Here is a 24,240-nt window from a genome sequence, read left to right as displayed (position 1 = left end):
AGGGGAATGACACAGACATGAAACGCTTCACCACAGTTGCCGCGATCGCCGCGCTGGTGGCGCTGCCGACGCTGGGCTTCGCTCAGGAGGCAGACGTCACGCCGCCGAACGGAGAGATCGGCTACATCTTCACCACCTTCATGTTCCTCGTCACCGGCTTCCTGGTGATGTGGATGGGCGCAGGCTTCTCCATGCTCGAGGCCGGCCTCGTCCGTCAGAAGAACGTCACCATGCAGCTCATGAAGAACGTCGCGCTCTTCTCGATCGCTGCGATCATGTACTACCTCATCGGCTACAACCTGATGTACCCGGGCGACGGCTGGTCCATGGAGGGCGTCATCGGTGCCTTCATGCCGACCTCGCTGGAGCCCGTCGGCCTCGCCGACACGGAAACCGACCTGACCTACGCCTCCGTCGGCTCCGACTTCTTCTTCCAGCTGATGTTCTGCGCCACCACCGCGTCGATCGTCTCCGGCACCCTGGCCGAGCGCATCAAGCTGTGGCCCTTCCTGATCTTCACCGTGATCCTGACCGGCTTCATCTACCCGATTCAGGCGTCCTGGAAGTGGGGCGGCGGTTTCCTCGCGCCGGGCATCGACGGCCAGACCGACTTCCTCGACTTCGCAGGTTCCACCGTCGTACACTCCGTCGGCGGCTGGGCAGCCCTGACCGGTGCCCTGATCCTCGGACCGCGGATCGGCAAGTACAAGGACGGCCGCACCGTGCCGATGCCGGGTTCCAACCTGACCCTGGCGACCCTCGGTACGTTCATCCTGTGGCTCGGCTGGTTCGGCTTCAACGGCGGCTCGCAGCTCTACATGGACACCGCGGGCAACGTGGCCGACATCTCCCGCATCTTCGCGAACACCAACACGGCAGCTGCCGGTGGCGCGATCGCGGCGCTGATCCTGACGCAGATCCTCTACAAGAAGCCGGACCTCACCATGGTGCTGAACGGCGCCCTGGCAGGCCTCGTGTCGATCACCGCTGAACCGCTGACCCCCGGTCTCGGCATGGCGACCATCATCGGCATGATCGGCGGCGTGCTCTGCGTCCTCGCGGTTCCGGTCCTCGACAAGCTCAAGATCGACGACGTTGTCGGCGCCATCCCGGTGCACCTCGTCTGCGGCATCTGGGGCACCATCGCCGTGGTCCTGACCAACGGTGACGCGAACCTCGGCGTGCAGCTCTACTCCATCCTCGTGGTCGGCATCTTCGTGGTCGTCACCTCCGGTGTGGTCTGGTTCGTCCTGAAAATGGTCATGGGCATCCGCGTCGGCGAGGAAGAAGAGATCATGGGTCTCGACATGGCCGAGCTGGGCATGGAAGCCTATCCGGAATTCTCCAAGGGCTGAGGCCTCCCTCTCAACCCGATCTGGCACGGACCCGGGCGCAGCGATGCGCCCGGGTCTTTTCTATGCGGAGCGGCCTTGGCGCGGGGCTCACGCCCGGATCACGATTGATCCGAGTAAATCCATCAGGATTGACATGCCCGACCGAATTGGTCATCTATTCCTCGTCAGCAACAGGGTCAAACGCGTCATGATGATCTGCCATTGCAACGGAATCTCGGACAAGGACATCCACGCCGCCATGGACTGGATGCGGGCCGCCGACCCGGACACGATCATCACGCCCGGAAAGGTGTTCCGCGCGCTCGGACGCAAGACCGACTGCGCCGGCTGCCTGCCGCTCTTTCTCGACACGATGCAGAAGAACACCAGCCTCGAAGTGCCCGTTCTGACCAAGGCCGGTGCACGCCGCATGCGCCAGGTGCGCTGACGGTCGCACCCACCGTGCGGACTATTGGCGCCGCCCCTGAATCTGCCCTAAGGTGATCTGACCGATCACCCAGCCACCGCCCGCACAACGGGCGTGAGCCAGGCCAATTCATCTCATGAGGGGCACCATGAAGGGCGACGAAAAAGTCATCGAATATCTCAATGCGGCGCTGCGCAGCGAACTGACCGCGGTCAGCCAGTACTGGCTGCACTACCGGCTTCAGGAAGACTGGGGCTTTGGCCGCGTGGCCGCCAAATCGCGCGAGGAAAGCATCGAAGAGATGCACCATGCCGACAAGCTGATCGAACGCATCATCTTCCTCGGCGGCCATCCCAACCTGCAAAAGCTCGACGCGCTGCGCATCGGCCAGAACCTGCGCGAAACGCTGGAGGCGGACCTCGCCGCCGAATACGACGCGCGCACCCTGTATATCGAGGCCCGCAAGCACTGCGACTCGGTGGGCGACTACGTGTCGAAGAACCTGTTCGAGGAACTGATCGCCGACGAGGAAGGCCACATCGACTTCCTCGAGACCCAGCTCGACCTCGAAGCGACCATCGGCGCCTCGGCCTACGGCCAGCTCAACGCGAAGCCCACCGACGACGCCTGAGACAAGGGCAGTCGGGAGGGGGCGATTCGGGCGGCATCGCGCGGCCCGTCGGCCCCGCCCGGCGTGCTTTGCGAAGAGAGGTTAACAACCGGCCGGTTCAGGGGGGCGAACCGGCCGGGACTCACCCCAACAAGCGGTTAACGGGGTGGGATGAACGCAGCGGTCGCTGCGTTATCGGACCCCGGTTTTGTGTCCTTCTGGTGGCATATCGGCTGGATGCCACAATCCTGACGTGCAAGAGTGAAGCCCGCGTTAACACCTTCACGCAACGCGCGGTGCCTGTTTTCACCTTTCCCACACGCCTCTTCCGAGAGGCGCAAAAGGCTCAGCGGTTGATTTCCCGCTCCAGCCTCTGGCGCGCGATCAGCTCGTTCCGCTCCGCCTTGCGGTCGGCGGTCAGCGCGGTCTCCACGTAGCCCAGATGCCGCTCGACGGCCACGCGCGCGGCCTCCGCATCGCGGGCCTGCAGGGCGGCGTTGATGGCCTGGTGCTGCTCCAGCAGGCTTTCGCGCGTGGTGCGCTGCTTGAACATGATCTGGCGGTTGTAGAACACGCCTTCCCGCAGCAACTGGTACATGCTGCGCATCATGTGCAGCATGATAACGTTATGAGAAGCTTCGATAATTGCCAGGTGGAAGTCGGCGTCGAGCCTTGCTTCCTCTGCCGGGTTCCGCTTGCCGTGGGCCGCTTCCATCTTGGTCATCAGCTCGTCGATGACCTTCAGGTCGGTTTCGGTGCCGTATTGCGCCGCGCGCTGGGCCGCCAGCCCCTCCATGTCGCGCCGGAACGACAGGTAGTCGAACACCGCCTCGTCGTGGTTGGCAAACAGCCGCACCAGCGCCTCCGAGAACGCCGACCCCAGCACATCGGTGACGAAGATACCGGCCCCGGCGCGGCTTTCCAGCAGGCCGCGTTCGTGCAGTTCGGCCACCGCCTCCCGCAGGGACGGGCGGGAAACCCCAAGCTTTTCAGACAGTTCGCGTTCCGAGGGCAGGCGCTCTCCGGGGCGCAGGATGCCGCGCAGGATCAGCTTTTCGATCTGCCGCACGACGGCCGCCGCCAGTTTCTCCGGTTGGACTTTTTCGAAGGGCATGGGACCTCGCTTTGGTCTGCTTGTCTTACCAAAACCAGTGACACGCAGGGAAGCCCCATCCGTCGGCACGTGTGAACAATTACCCGAATTGCGGCGCATTGCGGCCTTAATCCTCAACAGAATGGTCCGGGACAAAGCATTCCAGAGGCCCCCATGCTGACCGCACTGATCGCATCCCTCCTCGGTACCATGACGCTCGCCGCCATCGCCCAGCCGGACGATGTGACGGCGGGCAACGAAGAACCCGACCTGCCGCTCGACCAGCCCGACACAGCCTCCGGAGAGATCGTACAGGCGGGGCTCTGGTCCGACCAGGTCGACGGCACCGCGCAGGACGACTGGCTGGCCGGCGGGCGGAGCTGCGATACACTCGAAGGTCACGAAGGTAACGACACCCTTTACGGAGAGCGCGGCCGCGACCTCCTGGAAGGCGGCCAAGGCAACGACCTCCTGAACGCCGGCGCCTGGCACGACGCCCTCGACGGCGGGGCGGGCGATGACACGCTCTTTGGCGACACCGGAAAGGACACCCTTCTGGGCGGCGAAGGCGACGACGAGATGTCGGGCGGTGAGTGGGATGACCTGCTGATCGGCGGCGCGGGCGACGATTCCATGGCGGGCGACAGCGGGAATGACCTGATGTACGCCCATGTCCCCGGTCCTTCGGGCGACGACCTGACAGCGCGTGCCTTCCATGAATCCCTCGAGCATGTCTTTGACAACAGGGAGGAATTCGACGCGCTGTCCGACGAGGACCAGCAGGCCGCGGCGGAAAACCTGTTCGACGAGATGCTCCAGCGCTATCCGGGCGCCCCGGCGGGCGCGGACGGCAGTGACACGCTGGACGGCGGTGCGGGCGATGACACGCTCCACGCGGGCGAGGGAGACGAGATGATCGGCGGCGCGGGGGACGACGACTTCTTCGTCTCCGGCTGGACGGCGCATAGCGATGGCACCGGCGTGCTGATCGACGACTTCGGCGTGGGCGACGACGAGCTGGTCGTGGAATACGACGCCTCTGGCGGTGCCCCGGCGCCGGAGATCGCGGTGACCACCCTCGCGAACGGGGATCAGATCGTCACGGCGGACGGTCTCACTGTGGCGACCCTTCTGTCTCCGGTACAGGCCCTGACCGCAGCGGATGTGCTTGTGGTGGGCGTGATGGTCTGAGCCGGCGGGTTTTCCGGAGGGCGTGACGGAAAGTACCCGTGGGCTCTCGCCAAAAGGCGTGATGGCATCAGCCGAAGCAACACCCGCCACAGGGCGACACGGATCGTAGGGCGGGGCTTCGCGCCGCCCGTCCTTAAGGGATGGTTACCAGCGGTCGAGCGCCGCCTCATCCTCGTCCCGCGCGGCGACCCACCCCGTCTCCTCCCCCACAAACTCCTTCTTCCAGAAGGGCGCGCGGGACTTGAGGTAGTCCATGAGATACTCCGCTGCCTCGAAGGCGTCCTTGCGGTGGCGCGCGGCGGTGGCGACCATCATGATCTGTTCGCCGGGCTCCATCCGCCCGTAGCGGTGGATCACCAGCGCGTCGCCCAAGGACCATCGCTCCATGGCCTCGGTGGCGATCTTCTCCAGCGCTTTCTCGGTCATGCCGGGATAGTGCTCGATCTCCATCGCGTTCAGCCCGCCGTCCACGTCTCGCACCACGCCGGTGAAGGTGACGATGGCGCCCATGTCGTGACGCCCGGCGGCAAAGCCCGCCGCCTCTCCGCCGAAGTCGAAAGGCGCGTCCTGCACGACGATCCGCATCAGCCGCCCGTCATCGGCGGGAAGAACGCCACTTCTCGCACACCGGCCAGCGGGGCGTCGAATTCCGTCAGTTCCTGGTCCACGGCCACACGCAGGGCCGAGATGTCCTCGAAGGCCGCCGCGTACCGCTCTTCCCGGGCGCGCAGTTCGGCCACGAGGTCCATCACCGTCGCCGCGCCGGTGTCTACCGTTTCCTTGGCCAGTCCGATCCGTTCGCGGACCCAGGCGAAATAGAGTACCTGCATCACGTCTCCTCCTTGAGGTGCGGGATCGCCTTGCGGAAATAGTCGAGCCCGGTGATCAGCGTCAACGCTGCCGCCAGCCACAAGAGCGCGATCCCGGCGAGCCCGGCCCAGACCATGCCATGCTGTTTCCAGCGCAGGCCCATCAGGTCCTCGGCCGTGCCGTTCAGGATATTGCGCACGATCTCGTCGTCCATGCCCATGGCGGACATCACGAGATAGTGTTCGAACACGCCCTGGCTGAACAGCACCGAGATGGCGACCATCTGGACCGTGGTCTTCCACTTTGCCAGCTTGGTGACCTTCAGCGTGCCCGAGACGTCGCCGAGGAATTCCCGCAGGCCCGAGACAAATACCTCGCGGAACAGGATCACGGTCGCGGGCAGCACCAGCCACGGCGTCCAGGACGAATAGCCGATGATGACCATCAGGGCGATCACCACCATCGCCTTGTCCGCGATCGGGTCCAGCATCGCGCCCAGCTTGGTTTCCTGGCTCCACGCGCGGGCAAGGTGGCCGTCGAAGAAGTCGGTGATCGCCGCGCCGAGGAACAGGATCAGAGCCAGCCAGTCCGCGAGCGGCCGCGCGAAGTAGAGGAACATCAGCGCCACGCCGGGGGCGGCGAGCAGGCGCAGGGCCGTCAGGATATTTGGCAGGGTCCATTTCATCGCAGCATTCCTAACGGGTTCCAAACGGCGGGGGAAGGGGCCTCGCCTCCGTGCCTTCTGGCAGGACGTTGCCACCTAGTTCATCACATTTGCCTGTCGGGGGGCCTGCGTTGAAACGCCGCTTGCGCGGGCGGGCGGCGCGTGCCGGTTCAGTCCCGCTGGCGGATGCGGTCGATCAGCCGGGCGCGGGCCTCTGGCACGGGCTTGTCGCCCATCTGTGGCGCCAGCCGGTGTTCGAGGAAATAGCCGGTGGTGCCCAGGGCCGTTGCAATCTCGGCGTTCCCGGCAGCGCCCTGGCCCAGCATGACCTCGGGCAGGGGCAGCAGGTGGTGGATCCAGTTGCCCGCCCCCTCTGCCGTCACCGCCCGTCCGCTCTTCGGCGAGACATAGACCAGCCCCTCTGTCCGCCCGGTTACGGCGCAGCTCGAAAGGTCGAGCGCGAAGCCCATCTCTTCCAGCAGCGCGATCTCCCACCGCAGGTACGCGAGCGGCCAGAGGTCGGGCTGGTCCAGCAGGTCCAGCAGCCGTTCGCTGAAGGTGTAGAGATCGGGGTGCGGCACCCGCTCCGGCAGGCAGAACCGCAGCATCGCCACGACCGCGTTCAGCCCGGCCAGCGCCAGCCGGTCCCCCAGGGCCGCCGCCGCGCGGGAGCGTTGCGGTTCGACCGTGAAGGCGCCCATGTGGTCTTCGAGCCGCGCCCGCCAGCTCAGGTCGAGCTGCGCGCCGGGTTGCAGGTGCGGTGCCATCTTGCGCGAGGTGCCGCCCCTCAGGACGCCCGCGTGCCGCCCGCGTTCCGGCGTAAACACGTCGAGGATCAGCGAGGTCTCGCCGTGCCGCCGCGTTGCCAGCAGTATCCCGGTGTCCCGCCATTCCATGCCGCGACATTGGCGCCGCGGCCGGGCGGGGGCAAGGGTTTCTCAACCCCGCTGTGTCACAACGCCCTGACCTTCAGAAGGAGGATGGGATGCGGCGATACCTGTGGATTCTGGCCATGGTGCTGATGGCGGAGGGGGCTTCGGCGCAGGCGATCTCCATGGAACCGCGCGGGGCATTGTTCGCGGATCGCGGGCCGATGTTCGGCGGGGCGGGCGGCGCGGTCGTGCCCATGGCCCGCGACGGGCAGGCGCAGGTGATCCACGTCAGCACGGGCGGTGCAGGCGGCGCCAACGGCGCGGAGGCGAGCCTGTTTGCCGGGCGCGCGGCGGCTTCCTTCTTTGCGCCGTGGCCCAGCCGCGGGGCCCCGGTGATCGACCGGATCGGACCGCGTCTTGGCGGGCCGGTGGCGCAGTTGCGCGACCTGATCGCCACGGCAGAGGCAGGGCGCGCGGGCTATGACGCGGTGCAGCACGGGGCGCGGATCCGGCCGCCCCTGCCGCCCACCCGCATGACCCTGACGGAGATCTACGCCTGGATCGACGCGACGCCCGGACAGCCCCATGCCATCGGGCGTTACCAGATCATCCCCGCCACCCTGCGCGGCCTTGTGCGCAAGGCGCATTACGGGCCGAACACCCGCTTCTCGCCGGAGGTTCAGGACCGCCTTGCAGACATCCTGCTGGAGGAGGCGGGGCTGACCGCCTTCCGCGAAGGGGTGATGACCCGCACGGCCTTCATGAACAACATCGCGAAGATCTGGGCGGGCCTGCCGAACTCGTCGGGGCGGTCGCATTACCACGGGTACGCGGGCAACCGGGCGACGATGACCTGGGCGCATTTCGAGGGGCAGATGGCGCGGATCTTCCCCGGCTGATCGGCGTGTTCCGGCCCGTGCAACAGCGCGCGGGGATGTAGGGCGGGGCTCTGCGCCGCCCTGCGCTCAGGCCAGCCCGTCCTCGTCCAGCAGGTGGCGTCCGGCGCGGTCCTCGACCTCGATCACCCAGAGGTCCGGGTCGAAGCCGCGCTGGCGGGAAATGGCCGCGTCGACCTCCCGTTCGTCGCCGCTGGCGAGGTCGGTCCAGACGCGTTCTCCGGTCGCGAGGTCGAAGCTGCGGGTGAAGGCGCGGGCCTTGCCGTCGAGGGTCGCAAGCTTGACCAGGACGGCGCCGGCGGTGTCGTCGCCGTGCGCCACGACGAAGGCCGGGATGTCGTGCAGGCGCAGCCGCGTGAGGTAAGCGTCGACCCAGAAACGGGCGGTCAGGCGGGTCATCGGCACTCCGGTTTATGCGGCGTTCATGTCCATTGAGAAACGGTCAACGCCCAAGGAAACAAGGGGCCCCGTCCGGATCGCCGGCTCAGCTGTTGCCGTCCTTGAAGTCGAGCCCCATTTCCGAGTAGCGCTCGGCCTCTTCCAGCCAGTTCTCGCGCACCTTCACCTGCAGGAACAGGTGCACCTTGCGGCCCAGGAACTCGGTCAGCTCCTCGCGCGCGGCCTTCGAGATCGCCTTGATCGTCTCGCCCTTGTGGCCCAGCACGATGCCCTTGTGGCCGTCCCGGGCGACGTAGATCACCTGGTCGATGCGGGCAGTGCCGTCCTCGCGTTCCGTCCAGTGATCCGTCTCGACCGTCAGCTGGTAGGGCAGTTCCTGGTGCAGGCGCAGGGTCAGCTTCTCGCGCGTCATCTCCGCCGCGATCATCCGCAGCGGCAGGTCGGCGATCTGGTCCTCGGGGTAGAGCCACGGGCCTTCCGGCACCTCGGCTGCCAGCCATTCCCGCAGGTCGTCCACGCCGTAGCCACGTTCGGCGGAGATCATGAAGGTCTTCTCGAACGCGTGGATTTCATTCAGCTTTTGCGACAGCGCCAGCAGTTCCTCGGCCTTCACCCGGTCGATCTTGTTGATCGCGAGCGCGACGCGGCGGCCGCGCGGCAGCTCTGCCAGCCCTTCGAGGATGCGGTCCACGCCCGGCGTCTTGCCGCGGTGCGCCTCGACCAGAAGGACCACGATGTCGGCGTCGGCAGCCCCGCCCCATGCGGCGGCGACCATCGCCCGGTCGAGCCTGCGGCGCGGCTGGAACAGGCCCGGCGTGTCGACGAAGATCAGCTGGCTCTCGCCCTCCATCGCCACGCCGCGGATGCGGGCGCGGGTGGTCTGGACCTTGTGCGTCACGATGGACACCTTGGCCCCGACCATGCGGTTGGTGAGGGTGGATTTGCCCGCGTTGGGCTCTCCGATCAGGGCGATGAATCCGGCGCGTGTGGTCATGGTGGCTGTCTTGGTCCGATGGTGAAGGCGCTCCCTTAGCGGGTTTCGCGCCGTCCCGCCATAGCACAAAGGCCGAAACCCGTCCCCTCCGGATCGGTCGGTGCGTTAATCCCGGCGCGTTAAGGTTTTGTTGTGGTGAGTCCCGGCCGGTTGGAGGGGGTGAACCGGCCGGTTGTTAACCTTTCGCCTGTGGCGACGAATCGCGAACATGGCGTTTTTGCGGGTCTGAGCTCGAAAACGGGCCGCTCGCTAAAATTGTCGGTATTTGGCGGCTCACGTCTTTGCGAGCGGCGCGGTTTTTCTGCGCCGTCCGTCGCGGATCAGCGAATAGGTCCCGGCGCCGACGATCAGCGCGGCCCCGGCCAGCGTCAGCGTGTCGGGCCGTTCGCCGAAGATCGAATAGGCGAGGATCAGCGCCACGATCAGGCGGAAGTAGCGGAAGGGCGCCACGACCGAGACCTCTCCGGTGCGCATGGCGAAGGTGATGGCGGTGTAGCCGATCACCCCGGCGATGGCGGTGCCGCAGAGCAGCGTGGCGGCCTGCGCGGTCGGCAGCGCGGACGCGCCCGGCTCGAACGCCACGATGACCAGCCCGGCGAAGGTGACGACCGCAAAGCCCAGCACCCCCAGCTGTGCCGCGTGCACATGCATCGGCGCGGTGCGGGTCGCCAGGTCACGCCCGGCAAAGCCGATCATGCCGAGGATCGCGAGGATGGCGTTGGGCTGGAAGGCGTCGGGCGTGGGGCGGACGATCAGCAGCACCCCGGCAAAGCCCACGGCCATGGCGGCCCAGCGGCGCGGCCCGATCTTCTCGCCGAGGATCAGCCCCGCGCCCAGCATCACCACCAGCGGCGCGGCCTGCAGGATGGCGGAGGTGGTCGAAAGCGGCGTGTAGGCCAGCGAGAGGGCAAAGAACAGCCGCCCGAGGATCTCGAAGGCGGTGCGGATCAGGAGCCGCGGTTTGAGGTATTCGCCAGTCCAGACCGGCACCCCCTGCTGCACGGCATAAAGCGCGTAGAGCGCCATGGCCATCAGCCCGAACTGCACGGTGCCCATCCCCGCGCTGACCTCGCCGGTGCCGGTGGCCGCCTTGAAGAACGCATCCTCGATCCCGAAGCCCAGCATCGAGAGCATCATCCAGAGGGCGCCGCGGAGGTTGTCGGTCATGGGGATCTTCTGCGCGAAAGGAACGAGGCGTGTCTTGCACCAGCACGCCGCCCAAGGGAAGGAGAACCGCCATGGGGGCGGAAAGTTCTGTGGCCGGCCGGGTGACAAGGGTGGCAGGGGAGCGGTTCGAGCGGCAGAAGGCTGCGCGCAGGTCGTCAGGTTAGCTCGTCCAGCAGGGCGCGGGCGGCGGCCTGTTCGGCCTGGCGCTTGTTGCCGGCGGTGGCGCGGGCGGTTTCGCCGGTGGCGAGGCGGGCCTCGATGGTGAAGACCGGGGCGTGGTCGGGGCCGGAGCGTTCGACCTCGGTGTAGGAGGGCGGCGCCATGCCTCGGCCCTGCGCCCATTCCTGGAGCGTGGTCTTGGCGTCCTTGGCGTCTTCCTCGACGCTGGCGATCAGGGGCGCCCAGAGCCGCAGGATCATCTCCTGCGCGACGTCGAAACCGCCGTCGAGGTAGACCGCGGCGATCACCGCCTCCATCGCGTCGCCGAGCAGCGCCTGCTTTCGCCGGCCGCCGGACATCTGTTCGGAGCGGCCGAGCTTCAGCGCCTCTCCGACGCCGATGGTGCGCGCGACCTCGGCGCAGGTTTCCTTGCGCACCAGCGCGTTGAAGCGCGGCGCCAGCAGCCCTTCGGAGGCGTTGCGGTCATGTCCCAGCAGCGCCTCGGCCATGACGAGGCCGAGGACGCGGTCGCCGAGGAATTCGAGCCGCTGGTTGTCCTCGCGCCCGGGGCCGGACATGGAGGCATGGGTGACGGCGCGCCGCAGGAGGGACTTGTCCTGGAACGTGTGGCCGAGCTTTTCCTCGAGCGCCTTGATCTCTGCCGATACCTTCATTCGATCCCCCGCATCACCCGGCCGCCGGTGCCGCGGTTGTTGAACAGCACGATCCGCGCCCGGCCGGTGATGGCGCGGTAGGGCACGGGACCTGGGCCGCCGGACCGGCGCGGCACACGGCTGTCGAGAGAATTGTCGCGGTTGTCGCCCAGAACGAAGACATGCCCCCCGGGTACGACAAAGGGGGGCAGGTCGTCCATGGTCTTCGCGTCGATGTCGAGCACGGTGACGGTGCGGCCCTCGGGCAGGGTCTCGGTCTCGCGGCGCTTTTCGCAGGGGGCGCCGGGGGCCACGGGGGCGTTGGCGCAGCGCGGCGCGGCGGTGGACAGAGGTGTTTCGGCCGGTTCGGTAAAGAGGCCGTCGGGCGCGTGCAGAAGGGGCGTGCCGTCGATCACCGGGATGCCGTTCTGAAAGGCGATGGTTTCGCCGGGGAGCGCGATCACGCGCTTGACGAAAGGCGTGCCGGTGTCGGGGTGGGAAAAGATGATGACGTCGCCGCGTTCGGGACGGCCGAAGCCGGGCGTGGCGAGGATGTAGTCGCCGGGCAGGAGCGCGGGCTTCATGCTGCCGGCGGGGATGGCGTAGGGTTCCCACAGGGCGCGGCTGGCGACCAGCAGGGCGAGCAGGGCCGTGGCGGCGCGGGCGGTGCGGCTGAAGGCGGGAGAGGCCTTTGCAGGTTCGGGCCTGCGCAGGACAAGGAACAGCGCGAAGACGAGCGAGACGAAGGGCACCATCAGCAGCCAGAGCCACCAGCCCGACGCGTTGATGTCGCGCAGGCGGCGGCGGGCATGGCCCACGGCGAGCAGCATCGACAGCGCGGCGGCGAGCCAGAGCGCGGCGTGCAGCGGGCCGAAGCCGTCGACGCGCTGCGCCAGGAAGGACAGCGCCAGCCAGAGGGCCGTCGCAAGCGCCACCCGGGCGCGCCCGGTCAGGCCGCTCCAGTCCAGCCCGTCGCGGACGAAGTCCATGGGATCACTGGATCTTCTTGAAGAACCGGTCGCCGCGCCACGTCCAGAAGAACAGCATCGAACGCCCGGCAGAGGAGAACATCACCCGGTCCGCCCGGCCCACGAGGTTCTCGTAGGGGACAAAGCCCACGCCGCCGGTCATGGAGCTGACCCGGCTGTCGGAGGAGTTGTCGCGGTTGTCGCCCATGAAGAAGTAGTTGCCTTCGGGCACGGTGAAGACGCCGGTGTTGTCGGAGCCCTGCGTGCCGATGTTCAGGATCGAGTGGCTGGTGCCGCCGGGCAGGGTCTCGATCAGCTTCTCCTTGACGCAGACGCCGCCTTCGCCGACCGGGCCGTTGGCACAGCGGGGGCGCAGGCGCTGGGGGCCCTGCGGTGCGGCGATCTCCTCGAAGGTGCCGTCGGGCTGCACCTCGACCTGCTGGTCGTTGATGTAGAGGATGCCGTTGCGCATCTGGATACGGTCGCCGGGCAGGCCGATCAGCCGCTTGATGAAGTCGCGCCCGGTGGTCGGGTGGCGGAAGACTACGACATCGCCGCGCTCGGGCTCGGACCCGAAGAGGCGGGCGTTGTCGCCGTCGGCCCAGCCGCAGACGTCATGCGCGTCGATGTCGATGCCGAAGCGCGGGATGATGATGGAGGGGCAGGAGGCGTAGGAATAGCCGTAGGCCATCTTGTTCACGAAGAGGAAGTCGCCGATGAGCAGCGTGTCCTTCATGGAACCCGAGGGAATCCAGAACGGCTGGAACAGGAAGGTGCGGAAGACGCCGGCGATGAGCAACGCGTAGACGATGGTCTTGATGGTCTCGAGCAGACCACCTTTTTTCTCTTCGGTTGCCATTCAATGCCCCTTGCCAGATGTCCCCCGCGCTACATGAGCGGCAGGGCAGGGCGTGTCAAGGCGGCTCTCCAACCGTTGACAGATCGCCGGACGGGCGTACCGTGGGGGCATACTTCACAGGTCATATTTCATCGGGACGGATGGATCATGCTTTTTCGGATCGCCTGCGTGGTGCTGGGCTTTGTCGCGGCCGCGATGCCCGCCCATGCGCTGGAAGACTGCAAGTTCGAGTTCAAGATCGACGCGCAAAGTTCGGCCTTCCAGGCCCTTGTCGAGGGGGCCGCGTCGCGCGGCGGCTTCTGGCGCCCGATCCGCGAGGCCCCGCAGGACGTGCAGGACATCGGGCGGTTCATCGGGCGGCTGGACGTGTGCCTGATGACGCCGGACGGCAAGCCGCGCACGGTGCAGACGCCGAACGGGTCGACCACGCTCAATTCGCCCTACGTGACGAACTGCACCGCGGCGCTGCTGCCCGGTAACCGCCTGCTGACCAACGTGCATTGTTTCCGTGAGCCGAGCCTTGTCGCGGCGGGCTTTACCCGGGTGCGGGAGGCGCGGATCAACTTCGGCTACACCTCGACGGATTTCACCGGGAACGTGCAGACCTTCCTTGTCGACGACCGGGAAATCGCCGCGGACGACGCCACCGATGCGCTTCTGCTGCAGATCATCGGGGCCGACGCGAACGAGGCCCTGGGCGGCAGCGTCCCGATGATGATGGAGACCGACGTGACGCCGCGCCGGGCGCTGACCATGGTGCATCACCCGCGGGGCGACGCGCAGCAGTTTTCCTCGGGCACCTGCCAGATCCACCCGGAGCAGGCCGCGCTGCCGGAGGCCGCCTCGCAATTGCGGCACAGCTGCGAAAGCACGGGTGGGTCGTCCGGGTCGCTGCTGCTGGACGCGCGGACGCTGGCGGTCATGGGGTTGCACAACCAGGGCGGGCTGAACGCGCAGGGCGGTTACAACAGCGGGCACAAGATCTCGGCCGTGGCGGCGGCGCTGGGGCTGGAGTTCCAGCAGGCCGGCGCGGGCGGCACCGGCAGCTTCGACCCGGCGGCGCGGGCGCAGGGCGCGCTGACCGATGCGCTGCTGATCGAGGACGACGCGGCGCGCCGCGATGCTCTGGCGCAGATCGTGCAGGGCTTTCCCGGCAGCCGCGCGGCGCAGAGCGCGCAGCGGGCGCTGGACCTGATGCAGGGGCCGGGCCGCGAGGACCCGGAGCAGACCGCGACCGCGGCGCTGACCGCCGCGCTTCAGGTGCAGGGGCTGTCGCGCCGGTCGCGGCTGGAGGAGTTGATCGCCACCTTCCCGGAGACGGCGGCGGCAGAAAGCGCACGGGCCATGCTGGAGCTGGTCACGGCCTCTTCCACACAGGAGGCGATCAACCCGCGCGAGCCGATCCCCGGAACCGACGTGCTGCGGGTGATGGCGGACGGGCGGGGCGACTACAACTCGCCCGACGCGGCGCTGCGCGCGGCCTCGGCCGGGGACGTGATCGAGATCTACCCGGGCCTCTACGAGGGCGGCGTGGACGTGGACATCCCCGTGACCATCGTCGGGGTCGGCGACCGCACGACCATCGTCTGGGAATCGGACGAGGACGACGTGATCTACTGGACCGCCGGGTCGGGCCGCATCGCCAACCTGACGCTGCACCTGCGGGGCGGCGATTTCTACACCGTGGATTTCGACGGCGGCTCGGCTGTGCTGGAGGACAACGTGATGTCCTCGGGCGGGCTGGCCATCGTCGGGGTCCGGTCGGGCAGCACCGCGACGGTGCGCAACAACATCATCAAGGACGGCGCCTCGACCGGGGTCTATGTCTACGACGACGCGCGCGGCACGGTGGAGGACAACGAGATCCTCGACATCAAGGGGTCGGGGATCTCGGTCAAGACCGGGGGCGACCCGGTGATCCGGCGCAACGCCATACACCGCAGCGAGCAGAGCGGCATCTACGTCTTCGAGGACGGCAAGGGCACCATCGAGGACAACGAGGTGACGGGATCGGGCAAGTCGGCCATCGCGGTGGCGACCGGATCGGACCCGATCGTGCGGCGCAACGACGTGCATGACAACGAACAGTCCGGGCTGAACGTCTACGACGGCGGGCGCGGCACCTTCGAGGAGAACGAGGTCTATGCGAACGTGCTGTCGGGGATCAGCGTCGGCAAGGACGGCGATCCGGTGATCCGCCGCAACACCATCCGCGACGGCCAGCAGAGCGGCATCTACGTCTACGAGGCCGCGAAGGGGCTGATCGAGGACAACGAGATTTACGGCAACGCCAACGCCGGGATCTCGATCAGCGAGGACGGCGACCCTCTGATCCGCCGCAACACCATCCGCGACAACGGGCAGAGCGGGGTGAGCCTGTTCGAGGGCGGCAAGGGGACCATCGAGGACAACGAGATCACCGGCAACGGCGCGGCGGGGATCTCGGCCCGCGAGAAGAGCCACGCGGTGGTGCGCGGCAACACGATCACCGGCAACGCCTACGAGGCGGTCTGGATCTACAAGGAGGCGGGCGGCCAGTTCGAGGACAACGACCTGCGCGGCAACGAACGCGGCGCCTGGGACATCGAGTCGAGTGCGGGCTCGGTGATCCGCTCCGGCAACCGGGAGTAAGGCGGCGCGTGTGGCTGTCGGGGGGAGGCGGCGCATAGCCCCGCCCTGCGAGGGGGTGTTGTCAGGTGTCAGACAAAAGCGACGTCCCTGTCAGACCGCTGACCCGGATCGCATTTGCCAAGGAAAAGCTGTCGTTCGTGCCCCGTGCAGCGAAGGCCGGCAGCGAGCCCGAAACGGCCGATATTGCGCGCAGTCCGATTGGCTGCTTTCCAATACCGGCCACGTCCAATCCGGATCTTGTGCAATGAATACGTAGCACCCCGACCGCGCATGAAACGGGTCGCCGGTCCGCGAGGCTGTGCCGTAGTCGATCAACATCCAATGATCGAAAGGCATAGCAATGAAACTCAAAGACAAGACCATCATCGTGACCGGGGCGAGTAGCGGAATAGGTGCTGCCAGCGCACTTCTTCTGGCCTCGAACGGCGCAAATCTCGTTCTCGGCGCTCGAAGGAGGCCCGAACTCGAACGGCTCGTCGGGCAGATCGCTCAAGGCAACGGAAATGCGGTCTGCCTTCCCGGTGACGTGCGCGACGAGGCATATGCCGAAGCCCTCGTGCGCTGTGCCCTGGATACATTCGGGGGCCTTGACGGCGCATTCAACAACGCAGGCACGGTAGGTCAGATGCAGCCCGTGCCTGACATGCACTCGAACAACTGGCACGAGGTGCTGGCCGTCAATCTCAACAGCGGCTTCTACGCGGCCAAATACCAGATACCGGCGCTGCGCGACAACGGCGGCGGGTCCATTGTCTTCACCTCTTCGTTCGTCGGGCATGCGATTGGATTGCCGGGTATGGCGGCCTATGCTGCCGCTAAGGCAGGTCTGGTTGGACTGGTTCAGGTTCTGGCTGTCGAACACGGCACAGAGAAAGTGCGCGTGAACGCGCTCCTGCCGGGCGGCACGATGACGCCCATGGCGGGAGATGATCCCAGTTTCCATGAGGTCGTGCGCGGGTTCCATGCCCTCAAGCGGATCGCAGAGCCGTCGGAAATCGCGCAGGCCGCAATGTTCCTGCTTTCACCGGAGGCATCTTTCGTTACCGGCAGCGCAATGACCGTGGATGGCGGAAACTCCATTACCAAGGCCTGAGGTCATCATTTGCGGACGTTGACCCACCGCACGTCAACGTCCGCTCCGTCCCGCACAGCAGGTACGGGCGCGGGGCGCGTCGAAGGTCCGGATTGGGTCGGAAAGGCGTGGCAATGGGGGCAGGATTGCTTGGCATTGCCTCGTGACCGAGACCCGAAATCCATGGGGTCGAGTCGCTTTCGCATGGCATTCGACAGGTGTGCCTGGAGGGTGCGGGTTGGCGTTGTCCGTCCGGCAGGGCGGCGCGGCGCCAGAGGTGCGCCGGTGCCGACGGGCGCTTCGTTCGTGATGTCAGGGCGGGCCTGATGGGGGCCGGATGTGCGACGCTGAAGCGGTTGTCCGGACGGCCGTGGGTGCGCCGGGCTGGCCTGTAGGTCAGGCGTTGTCCGGCGATGCCAGCGGGCGCGCCTCGATCACCACGAAGGCCTGCGCCCAGGGGTGGTCGTCGGTGAGGGTGACGTGGATGATCGCCTCGTGCCCCGGCGGGGTCATGCTGTCCAGCCGCTCCTTCGCCCAGCCGGTCACGTGCATCACCGGCTGGCCGGTGCGCAGGTTGGTCACCGCCATGTCCTTCCACGCGATCCCCATCCGCAGCCCGGTGCCGAGCGCCTTGGAGCAGGCCTCTTTCGCGGCCCACCGCTTGGCGTAGGTGCCGGGCGTGTCGGCGCGGCGTTCGGCCTTGGCCTGCTCGATTTCGGTGAAGACGCGGTTGCGGAAACGGTCGCCGAAGCGGTCGAGCGTGCGCGCGATCCGTTCGATGTTGGCGAGGTCGGTGCCGATGCCGAGGATCATGGAGGTCAGTCCGGCCAGCGCAGGGTGACGTCGCCGGTCGCCTGGTTGAGGACGATCTGCAGGTCGTAGACCGGATCGCTGTCCTCGCCGGTGATGTAGGAGCCCACGGGCAGGGTGAAGATCAGCCCCTGCGCCGGGTCGTAATCGGCGGTCATCGCGCCGAAGTCCATGCGCGAGAAGCCGATCCCGCCGTTGCCGATCATCACGCACTGGCGGATGCCGAGTTCGTCGTAGGGGGGCGATAGGATCAGCAGGTAGGCCCAGCCGCCCGCCGGTTCCACCGTGTCGATCATCGCCACGCGGGTCTTGCCGTTGGAGAAGGTGCGGGTGTGCGCCTCCCACGGTTCGGCGAGGTTCCATGCGCTGGACCGGCCGTCGCAGTTCGACACCTGTGGGTTGAACTCTTCGGCGAGGGCCGGGGTGGCGGCGAGCAGGCCCATCAGGGCGAGGGAACGGAACATGGCGGGCACTCCTGAACTGGTGGCGGCGACGCTAGCACGGGGGAGGGGAGAGGAAAACGGCGCCGCAAAGCGGGGGTCCGTTCAGTCGTTGCCCTCGGCGTAGACGTGCAGGATACGGTCCTCCCCAACGCCACCGCAGGTGGTCAGTTCCCCGTCGCAGGCGGCCACGAAGTCGGGCAGGTCGAGGCCGGGGAAGCCGAAATACTTGGCCTCCTGCACGCCGCCCTTCTGCGCGGCGAAGATCACCCGGCCGATGCCCGCAAAGCGGATCGCGCCGAGGCACATCTCGCAGGGTTGCAGGGTGGTGACCAGCGTGCAGCCCGAGAGGTCCGCCGTGCCGAGCGCCCGGCAGGCCGCCGAGATCGCCACGATTTCCGCATGGCGGGAGGGGTCGTGGTTCAGGTGCACCTCGTTCGCGCCGCGCGCCAGGAGCGTGTCGCCCCGCATGATCGCCGCGGCGATGGCGGCGGGCCCGCCGCTGCCCTGCCGGTCGAGCGCGGTGTCGATCAGCTCCTCCATGACCGCGCGCTCGGCGGCGGTCACCTCCGTCATGCGCGGGCCTCGTCCATCAGGCGGCGCATCTCGGCGATGGCCGGTTGCAGCCCGAGGAAGATCGCCTCGCCGATGATGAAGTGGCCGATGTTGAGCTCCATCACCTCGGGGAAGGCGGCGACGGGTTTCACCGTCTCGTAGGTCAGGCCGTGTCCGGCATGCACCTCGAGCCCGAGGGAATGGGCAAAGGCGGCCATCTCGCGCATGCGCTCGAGCTCGGCGTCGCGCTGCTCGAAGTCGCCCTCGGCGTGGAAGTCGCAGTAGGCGCCGGTGTGCAGCTCGATCACCTGCGCGCCGATGCGGTGGGCGGCCTCGATCTGGCGGCGGTCGGCGGCGATGAAGATCGACACGCGGCAGCCCGCGTCGCGCAGGGGGGCGATGAAATGCGCCAGCCTGTTCTCCTCGCGCGCGACTTCGAGCCCGCCCTCGGTGGTGCGCTCCTCGCGCTTCTCGGGGACGAGGCAGATGGCGTGCGGCTTGTGGCGCAGCGCGATGGCCTGCATCTCGGGCGTGGCGGCCATCTCGAAGTTGAGCGGCAGGGTGAGCGTGTCCATCAGCCGTTCGATGTCGCTGTCGGAGATGTGGCGGCGGTCTTCGCGCAGGTGGGCGGTGATGCCGTCGGCGCCCGCCTCCTCCGCCAGCTTGGCGGCGCGGATCGGGTCCGGGTAGGCGGAGCCGCGGGCGTTGCGGACGGTGGCGACGTGGTCGATGTTCACGCCGAGGCGCAATTTGCCGGTGGGGGTCATGGGGGCCTCCGGGGTGGAATTTGATCAAACACTAGGGGTCCCTGCGGGAAATGCAACGCGGTTTCCGGGCGCGCGGCTTGGCGGAAGGCCGCGCAGGCGGGTGCGCCCCGCGGCTGCGGCGTTTGCCGGGCGGGCCGGGCCTGATAGATCCTTGGGCGAGGATAGCGAGCAGGAGACCGGAATGACGCAGAGACGTCTTGCAGGGACTTTCATCGGACTGGCGATGCTGACGGCGCTGCCGTCGCTGGCATGGGCGGAAGGCGTCTGCGCCAACAAGCCGTCGAAGCTGGCAGGCGCGGCGGTCGACCGGGCGGGCGACGTGGCCCGGACCGGCGCGCGGGTCGCCGGGAACTACATGCTGATGCACCCGGGCCAGAGCGTGAAGCTGGTGACCGGCGCCGCCGGAACGGTGTCGAGCGCGACCACGGCGGCTGGCGGTGTCGGCGGGCTTGCGGCCTCGGTCACGGCGGTGGTCACGGCGCCGGTGACGCTGGTGGTGGGGGCGGTCGCCTTTGCCGCGGTCGGCAGCTACGAGGGGCTGTGCTATTTCCAGGTGGAGCGGGTGACCGACCCCGACGAGGTTCGCGCGATCGTCGACAGCATCACCGAGACCGACCCACTGGTCTGGACGCGCAACACCAACAAGGGGCCGGTCATGGTGGTGGCCGGGCCGGAGGGCGAGCAGGTGTACCCGATCCGCAAGCTCTACATCGCCGACGGTCTGCTGAAGGTGCGGGACTGGGGGCTGAACTCCACCCTCGGGCCGGTGGCCTACGTGCAGCCGGAAGAGGAAGAGTAAGGGCTTCGCTTGTCGTGATGTCCTGGCCGGGGGCGGGACTGTTGCCTTCGGCAAGTGCGCCCGCCCGCCGGCCCATTCGGTCTGAATTTCAACAGCTTGGCGCGTTTGGCGGGCTGGTAGGGGCCGTGAGCCTCTGCAGGAAATACTCGGCGGCCGGGCCTGTGCTTCGGTCAGGCGCGGGCGTGCAGGGCGCGGATCATCACGGCCTGATAGAAGGTCGTTGGGGCGGTGAAGCCCGCCTCTGCCAGCAGCGTGTCGGTCCGGGCGGGGGAGAGGACGGCGAGCGTCTCTCTCAGCAGGACGGACAGGCGGTCGAGCGACTCGGGTGTGGCGCCCATCAGGGTCTGGACCTTTTTCCACGTCCCGAGCGTCGGCGCGAAGCTGGGGGCGTCGAGGTCGTGGCTGATCTCGGCGCTGACGAAGGGCGCGCCGGGGGAGAGCTGCGCGCGAATCGCGGCGTAGAAGGCGGGGCGGTCGCCCTCGGCGATGAAGTGGGCGACGAGCATGGCCAGCGCCGCGTCATGCGGGGCGCCGTCGGGCAGGGCGTGCACGTCGCCGTGGACCAGCGTGCAGCGGTCCGAAAGGCCCGCCTGCGCCAGCCGGTCGGCGCAGACGGCGAGCATGTCGGCGGAGGGGTCGACGCAGGTGAAGCGCCAGCCGGGATGAGCGCGGGCGAGGGCCAGCACCTCTGCCCCGGTGCCGGTGCCCACGGAGAGCAGACGGGCGTCTTCGGGAAGGTCCTCCAGCACGAGGCCGGTCAGGAAATGCAGCGCGTCGGAGATCGGTGCGAGGCGTGCGTTGCGGGCGTCGTAGCCCGTCGCGGCATTGCCCGCGAAGAAATCGGTGGGGGAATCCTGCATCGGAAGACCTTTGGACGTCAGGGCGCGCGGCCCTCGGCCTTGCGCTTTTTCAGTTCGGCGAGCTTGGCCTTGATGACCCCCTTGCGGCGGTTCTGGAAGGCGGTGATCAGCGGCAGCGAGACGTAGTAGGCGATGGTGCCCGCGATGATGCCGGGGATGATCCCGCCGATCATGTAGGGATAGAAGACCTCGTCGTAGAAGATCCTCAGGTGCGACCAGTCCGTCTGTTCGGGCGTGAAGATGGCGTAGAAGTTGTCCCACAGGTCCTGCCCGGCCTTCACGAACTTGGCGCCGAGGCTGCCGTCGTGGTGGTCGGGATGGCCGTGCAGGCCAAGGAGCCAGTAGCCGGTCTTCATCGCGATGACGCCGATCGGCACGTAGGTCAGCGGGTTGCCGAAGAAGGTCGACAGCAGCGCGGCCAGGATGTTGCCGCGCATCAGCCACGCCAGCGTCGCCGCGACGATGAAATGCAGCCCGTAGAACGGCGTGAAGGTGGTGAAGACCCCGGCGAAGATGCCGCGCGCGATGCGGTTCGGCGGATCGGGCAGGCGGTTCAGGCGCAGCCGGACGTAACGCGCGGCGCGACCCCAGCCACCTTTGGGCCAGAGCGCTTCCGCCACGATCCGCCAGATCGGGCGCCTGTCGCGTCGCTTGAACACGTTGCCGATGCCTCGCTTTATTCTGCCGCTTCCGGCGCCGCCTCCAGCCCGGGATCGCGCCGTCGCTCTACCGAAGCGACCATGCTCTCTGCCTCCAGCGCGGAGACGACGGAATGCAGGTGCTCGGCATCGCGCAGGTCGATATCCATCATGATGCGGTAAAAATCCGGTTTCTTGTCAAGGAAGGTCATGTCGGAGATATTGGCCTTGCGCTCTCCGATCAATGTGCAAATCCGTCCCAATGCGCCTGCATCATTTCCGAGCACCATTTCAAGGGTGACCGTGTAGACCGCCGGGTGGATGCCGTCCGCCCAGTGCAGGTCGAGCCAGCGCGACGGCTGATCCTCGTAGGCGGCCAGCGCGGCGCAGTCGATGGCGTGCACCGCCACGCCCTTGCCGCGATGGGCGAGGCCCACGATGCGTTCGCCGGGCAGCGGCTGGCAGCAGGAGGCGCGTTCGAACCCCTGGCCGTGTTCTAGGCCGACGACCGCGCGCTTGGTGTCCACCTCCACGTCCCGGACGACGGCGAGGTTGGGATAGATCGCCTCCACCACTTCGCGGGTGGTCAGTTCGGCGCTGCCGAGGCGGGCCAGCAGGGTTTCGGTGTCTTCCAGCCGCAGGGTCTTGGCCGCTTTTTCGAGCACCTTGTCGGTGGCCTTCTTGCCGTGGCTTTCGAAGGCGGCGCGCGCCAGTTCGAGGCCCAGCCGCGCAAAGCGTTCCTTGTTGGCCTCGCGCAGCGCGCGGCGGATCGCGGTCTTGGCCTTGCCGGTCGTCGCGATGTCGAGCCACGTGGCCTGCGGGGCCTGCCCCTCGGCGGTGATGATCTCGACCGACTGGCCGTTCTTCAGCCGGGTCCAGAGCGGCACGCGGATGCCGTCGACCTTGGCGCCGACGCATTTCGAACCGATGCGGGTGTGGATCTGGTAGGCGTAGTCCAGCGGCGTCGCGCCCTTGGGCAGCTTCACCACGTCGCCCTTGGGCGTGAAGCAGAACACCTTGTCGGAGTACATCTCCAGCTTCACCGCCTCCATGAAGGCGTCGTGATCCTCCTCCGAATCGAACTGTTCGGTGACGGACGCGATCCACTTGGCAGGATCGACGGCAAAGCGGTTCTCGGCGGGGGCGCCGTCGCGGTAGGACCAGTGCGCGGCAACGCCGGTTTCGGCGACCTCATGCATCTCGCGCGTGCGGATCTGCACCTCGACCCGCTTGCCGTCGCGGCCCGAGACGGTGGTGTGGATCGACCGGTAGCCGTTCGATTTCGGCTGGCTGATGTAGTCCTTGAAGCGGCCCGGCACGGCGCGCCAGCGCTGGTGGATCGCGCCGAGCGTGGCGTAGCAGTCCGCCTCCGACCGGGTGATGATGCGGAAGCCGTAGATGTCCGAGAGGCGGGAGAAGCCGATCTTCTTCTCCTGCATCTTGCGCCAGATGGAGTAGGGCTTCTTCGCGCGGCCGAAGACCTCGGCGTCGACGCCGGCCTTTTCCAGTTCGTGCCGCATGTCCGAGGTGATCCGGTGGATCACGTCGCCGGTTTCCTTCTGCAGCGTGATGAAGCGGCGGATGATCGATTCGCGGCCCTGCGGGTTCAGCACGCGGAAGGCGAGATCCTCCAGCTCCTCGCGCATGGACTGCATGCCCATGCGTCCGGCGAGGGGGGCGAAGATCTCCATCGTCTCGCGCGCCTTCTGCTGCTGCTTCTCCGGCTTCATCGCCTTGATGGTGCGCATGTTGTGCAGCCGGTCGGCGAGCTTAACGAGGATGACGCGCAGGTCCTTGGACATCGCCATGAACAGCTTGCGGAAGTTCTCTGCCTGCTTGGTCTCGGAGCTGGAAAGCTGGAGGTTGGTCAGCTTGGTGACGCCATCCACCAGTTCCGCGACCTCGTGGCCGAAGTTCTGCTCCACCTCTGTATAGGTGGAACGGGTGTCCTCGATCGTGTCGTGCAGCAGGGCGGTGATGATCGTCGCGTCGTCGAGCTGCTGTTCCGTCAGGATGGCGGCCACGGCGACGGGGTGGGTGAAATAGGGTTCACCCGACTTGCGGAACTGACCTTCGTGCATCTGGCGGCCGTACTCGTAGGCCGCCGTGATCAGTTTCTCGTTGGTTTTCGGATTGTAGTTGCGGACGAGGGCAACAAGATCCTCAGCAGCGATCATGTTGCCCTACCCCGACCCAAAAGGTCCCGCTCAGCTTTGGCCCTGCGCTTCCATGAGCGCGCGCAGCAGCTTCTCTTCGGACATGTCGTCGTCCTGAGGCTTGTCCTGTTCGGCACCCATGAGCAGCGCCATGGCGTCGTCCTCGGGTTCGTCGACCTCGATCTGGGTCTGGTTCGACTCGATCAGGCGCTCGCGCAGTTCGTCGGTGGACTGGGTTTCCTCCGCGATCTCGCGCAGGGCAACGACGGGGTTCTTGTCGTTGTCGCGGTCCACGGTGATCGCCGCACCGGCGGACAACTCACGCGCGCGGTGCGCGGCGAGCATCACCAGTTCGAACCGGTTGGGTACCTTGTCAACGCAATCTTCTACCGTCACGCGGGCCATCTGAACGCTCC

General features: G+C 67.3%; 27 protein-coding genes. 8 read left to right on the top strand and 19 right to left on the bottom strand.

Going from position 1 to position 24,240, the window contains the following annotated elements; all coding sequences use genetic code 11:
- Nucleotides 1–17: 17 nt before the first annotated feature.
- The 3 genes from CDO87_RS06550 to bfr all read left to right on the top strand — a co-directional run bounded on the left by CDO87_RS06550 (nucleotide 18) and on the right by bfr (nucleotide 2,392).
- A complete protein-coding gene (locus CDO87_RS06550; RefSeq protein WP_100928036.1) occupies nucleotides 18–1,355 on the top strand; it encodes an ammonium transporter in 1,338 nt (445 codons plus the stop codon).
- A 187-nt stretch (nucleotides 1,356–1,542) separates the two neighbouring features.
- Entirely contained in the window at nucleotides 1,543–1,782 is a 240-nt protein-coding gene (locus CDO87_RS06545) for a bacterioferritin-associated ferredoxin (protein WP_100928035.1), read from the top strand.
- Nucleotides 1,783–1,909: 127 nt separating this feature from the next.
- Complete coding sequence (gene bfr, locus CDO87_RS06540) at nucleotides 1,910–2,392, top strand: bacterioferritin (RefSeq protein WP_100928034.1); 483 nt, start codon at nucleotides 1,910–1,912, stop codon at nucleotides 2,390–2,392.
- A gap of 325 nt (nucleotides 2,393–2,717) precedes the next feature.
- Here bfr and CDO87_RS06535 read toward each other — a convergent pair whose 3' ends face one another.
- Entirely contained in the window at nucleotides 2,718–3,485 is a 768-nt protein-coding gene (locus tag CDO87_RS06535; RefSeq protein ID WP_100928033.1) for a FadR/GntR family transcriptional regulator, read from the bottom strand.
- A 153-nt stretch (nucleotides 3,486–3,638) separates the two neighbouring features.
- Between CDO87_RS06535 and CDO87_RS06530 the strand changes: the two genes are divergently transcribed.
- Complete coding sequence (locus tag CDO87_RS06530; RefSeq protein WP_100928032.1) at nucleotides 3,639–4,655, top strand: calcium-binding protein; 1,017 nt, start codon at nucleotides 3,639–3,641, stop codon at nucleotides 4,653–4,655.
- Nucleotides 4,656–4,799: 144 nt separating this feature from the next.
- Here the strand turns inward: CDO87_RS06530 and CDO87_RS06525 are convergent, their stop codons facing one another.
- The 4 genes from CDO87_RS06525 to recO form a co-directional block, all read right to left on the bottom strand.
- The gene (locus CDO87_RS06525; protein ID WP_100928031.1) at nucleotides 4,800–5,240 is read right to left on the bottom strand and encodes a molybdenum cofactor biosynthesis protein MoaE; all 441 of its coding nucleotides are present in this window, start codon (nucleotides 5,238–5,240) and stop codon (nucleotides 4,800–4,802) included.
- Complete coding sequence (gene moaD, locus CDO87_RS06520; RefSeq protein WP_100928030.1) at nucleotides 5,240–5,485, bottom strand: molybdopterin converting factor subunit 1; 246 nt, start codon at nucleotides 5,483–5,485, stop codon at nucleotides 5,240–5,242. The genes CDO87_RS06525 and moaD overlap by 1 nt, the downstream gene beginning before the upstream one ends.
- Nucleotides 5,485–6,150 carry a CDP-diacylglycerol--glycerol-3-phosphate 3-phosphatidyltransferase gene (gene pgsA, locus CDO87_RS06515; protein WP_100928029.1) on the bottom strand — a complete coding sequence of 222 codons (666 nt, stop codon included), beginning with the start codon at nucleotides 6,148–6,150 and terminating at the stop codon, nucleotides 5,485–5,487. The genes moaD and pgsA overlap by 1 nt, the downstream gene beginning before the upstream one ends.
- A 149-nt stretch (nucleotides 6,151–6,299) precedes the next feature.
- A complete protein-coding gene (gene recO / locus CDO87_RS06510) occupies nucleotides 6,300–7,025 on the bottom strand; it encodes a DNA repair protein RecO (RefSeq protein ID WP_100928028.1) in 726 nt (241 codons plus the stop codon).
- Nucleotides 7,026–7,114: 89 nt separating this feature from the next.
- On the opposite strand from recO, the gene CDO87_RS06505 reads away from it, so the two are divergent.
- Nucleotides 7,115–7,900, top strand: a complete 786-nt coding sequence (locus tag CDO87_RS06505; RefSeq protein ID WP_100928027.1) for a hypothetical protein — start codon at nucleotides 7,115–7,117, stop codon at nucleotides 7,898–7,900.
- 66 nt (nucleotides 7,901–7,966) lie between these two features.
- Here the strand turns inward: CDO87_RS06505 and CDO87_RS06500 are convergent, their stop codons facing one another.
- The 6 genes from CDO87_RS06500 to lepB (CDO87_RS06475) form a co-directional block, all read right to left on the bottom strand.
- Nucleotides 7,967–8,296 (bottom strand): DUF1491 family protein, encoded by a 330-nt coding sequence (locus tag CDO87_RS06500; protein ID WP_100928026.1) that lies wholly within the window; start codon nucleotides 8,294–8,296, stop codon nucleotides 7,967–7,969.
- Nucleotides 8,297–8,381: 85 nt separating this feature from the next.
- Entirely contained in the window at nucleotides 8,382–9,290 is a 909-nt protein-coding gene (gene era, locus CDO87_RS06495; RefSeq protein WP_100928025.1) for a GTPase Era, read from the bottom strand.
- Between the two features lie 273 nt (nucleotides 9,291–9,563).
- A complete protein-coding gene (locus CDO87_RS06490) occupies nucleotides 9,564–10,457 on the bottom strand; it encodes a DMT family transporter (protein ID WP_100928024.1) in 894 nt (297 codons plus the stop codon).
- A 155-nt stretch (nucleotides 10,458–10,612) separates the two neighbouring features.
- Nucleotides 10,613–11,290 carry a ribonuclease III gene (gene rnc, locus CDO87_RS06485; RefSeq protein ID WP_100928023.1) on the bottom strand — a complete coding sequence of 226 codons (678 nt, stop codon included), beginning with the start codon at nucleotides 11,288–11,290 and terminating at the stop codon, nucleotides 10,613–10,615.
- Nucleotides 11,287–12,258, bottom strand: coding sequence for a signal peptidase I (gene lepB, locus CDO87_RS06480; protein ID WP_100928022.1), 972 nt, complete (start codon nucleotides 12,256–12,258; stop codon nucleotides 11,287–11,289). The genes rnc and lepB (CDO87_RS06480) overlap by 4 nt, the downstream gene beginning before the upstream one ends.
- A gap of 4 nt (nucleotides 12,259–12,262) precedes the next feature.
- Nucleotides 12,263–13,096 carry a signal peptidase I gene (gene lepB / locus CDO87_RS06475; protein ID WP_100928021.1) on the bottom strand — a complete coding sequence of 278 codons (834 nt, stop codon included), beginning with the start codon at nucleotides 13,094–13,096 and terminating at the stop codon, nucleotides 12,263–12,265.
- A 147-nt stretch (nucleotides 13,097–13,243) separates the two neighbouring features.
- Here lepB (CDO87_RS06475) and CDO87_RS06470 point away from each other — a divergent pair, with 147 nt between their 5' ends.
- Nucleotides 13,244–15,727 carry a right-handed parallel beta-helix repeat-containing protein gene (locus tag CDO87_RS06470; RefSeq protein ID WP_100928020.1) on the top strand — a complete coding sequence of 828 codons (2,484 nt, stop codon included), beginning with the start codon at nucleotides 13,244–13,246 and terminating at the stop codon, nucleotides 15,725–15,727.
- Nucleotides 15,728–16,067: 340 nt separating this feature from the next.
- Nucleotides 16,068–16,820 (top strand): SDR family oxidoreductase, encoded by a 753-nt coding sequence (locus CDO87_RS06465; protein ID WP_100928019.1) that lies wholly within the window; start codon nucleotides 16,068–16,070, stop codon nucleotides 16,818–16,820.
- Nucleotides 16,821–17,195: 375 nt separating this feature from the next.
- Here CDO87_RS06465 and acpS read toward each other — a convergent pair whose 3' ends face one another.
- The 4 genes from acpS to CDO87_RS06445 all read right to left on the bottom strand — a co-directional run bounded on the left by acpS (nucleotide 17,196) and on the right by CDO87_RS06445 (nucleotide 19,371).
- On the bottom strand, nucleotides 17,196–17,612 hold the full coding sequence (gene acpS, locus CDO87_RS06460; RefSeq protein ID WP_100928018.1) for a holo-ACP synthase: 417 nt from the start codon (nucleotides 17,610–17,612) through the stop codon (nucleotides 17,196–17,198).
- A gap of 5 nt (nucleotides 17,613–17,617) precedes the next feature.
- The gene (locus tag CDO87_RS06455; RefSeq protein ID WP_100928017.1) at nucleotides 17,618–18,073 is read right to left on the bottom strand and encodes a hypothetical protein; all 456 of its coding nucleotides are present in this window, start codon (nucleotides 18,071–18,073) and stop codon (nucleotides 17,618–17,620) included.
- 81 nt (nucleotides 18,074–18,154) lie between these two features.
- Nucleotides 18,155–18,625, bottom strand: a complete 471-nt coding sequence (locus CDO87_RS06450) for a nucleoside deaminase (RefSeq protein ID WP_100928016.1) — start codon at nucleotides 18,623–18,625, stop codon at nucleotides 18,155–18,157.
- Entirely contained in the window at nucleotides 18,622–19,371 is a 750-nt protein-coding gene (locus CDO87_RS06445; protein WP_100928015.1) for a pyridoxine 5'-phosphate synthase, read from the bottom strand. The genes CDO87_RS06450 and CDO87_RS06445 overlap by 4 nt, the downstream gene beginning before the upstream one ends.
- Before the next feature lie 181 nt (nucleotides 19,372–19,552).
- Between CDO87_RS06445 and CDO87_RS06440 the strand changes: the two genes are divergently transcribed.
- Complete coding sequence (locus CDO87_RS06440) at nucleotides 19,553–20,170, top strand: hypothetical protein (RefSeq protein WP_100928014.1); 618 nt, start codon at nucleotides 19,553–19,555, stop codon at nucleotides 20,168–20,170.
- Nucleotides 20,171–20,340: 170 nt separating this feature from the next.
- On the opposite strand, the gene CDO87_RS06435 is transcribed toward CDO87_RS06440, so the two are convergent.
- The 4 genes from CDO87_RS06435 to rpoZ are packed head-to-tail and all read right to left on the bottom strand — an operon-like array spanning nucleotide 20,341 to nucleotide 24,229.
- Nucleotides 20,341–21,030, bottom strand: a complete 690-nt coding sequence (locus CDO87_RS06435) for a class I SAM-dependent methyltransferase (protein ID WP_100928013.1) — start codon at nucleotides 21,028–21,030, stop codon at nucleotides 20,341–20,343.
- A 17-nt stretch (nucleotides 21,031–21,047) separates the two neighbouring features.
- Nucleotides 21,048–21,689: a DUF2062 domain-containing protein gene (locus CDO87_RS06430; RefSeq protein ID WP_100928012.1), complete on the bottom strand. Its 642-nt coding sequence runs from the start codon at nucleotides 21,687–21,689 to the stop codon at nucleotides 21,048–21,050.
- Between the two features lie 17 nt (nucleotides 21,690–21,706).
- Nucleotides 21,707–23,845, bottom strand: a complete 2,139-nt coding sequence (locus CDO87_RS06425; protein WP_100928011.1) for a bifunctional (p)ppGpp synthetase/guanosine-3',5'-bis(diphosphate) 3'-pyrophosphohydrolase — start codon at nucleotides 23,843–23,845, stop codon at nucleotides 21,707–21,709.
- A 30-nt stretch (nucleotides 23,846–23,875) separates the two neighbouring features.
- On the bottom strand, nucleotides 23,876–24,229 hold the full coding sequence (gene rpoZ, locus CDO87_RS06420; RefSeq protein WP_100928010.1) for a DNA-directed RNA polymerase subunit omega: 354 nt from the start codon (nucleotides 24,227–24,229) through the stop codon (nucleotides 23,876–23,878).
- Nucleotides 24,230–24,240: the final 11 nt, after the last annotated feature.

Source organism: Sagittula sp. P11 (assembly GCF_002814095.1).
Lineage (GTDB): Bacteria > Pseudomonadota > Alphaproteobacteria > Rhodobacterales > Rhodobacteraceae > Sagittula.
This window is presented reverse-complemented; position numbering and strand designations above follow the sequence as displayed.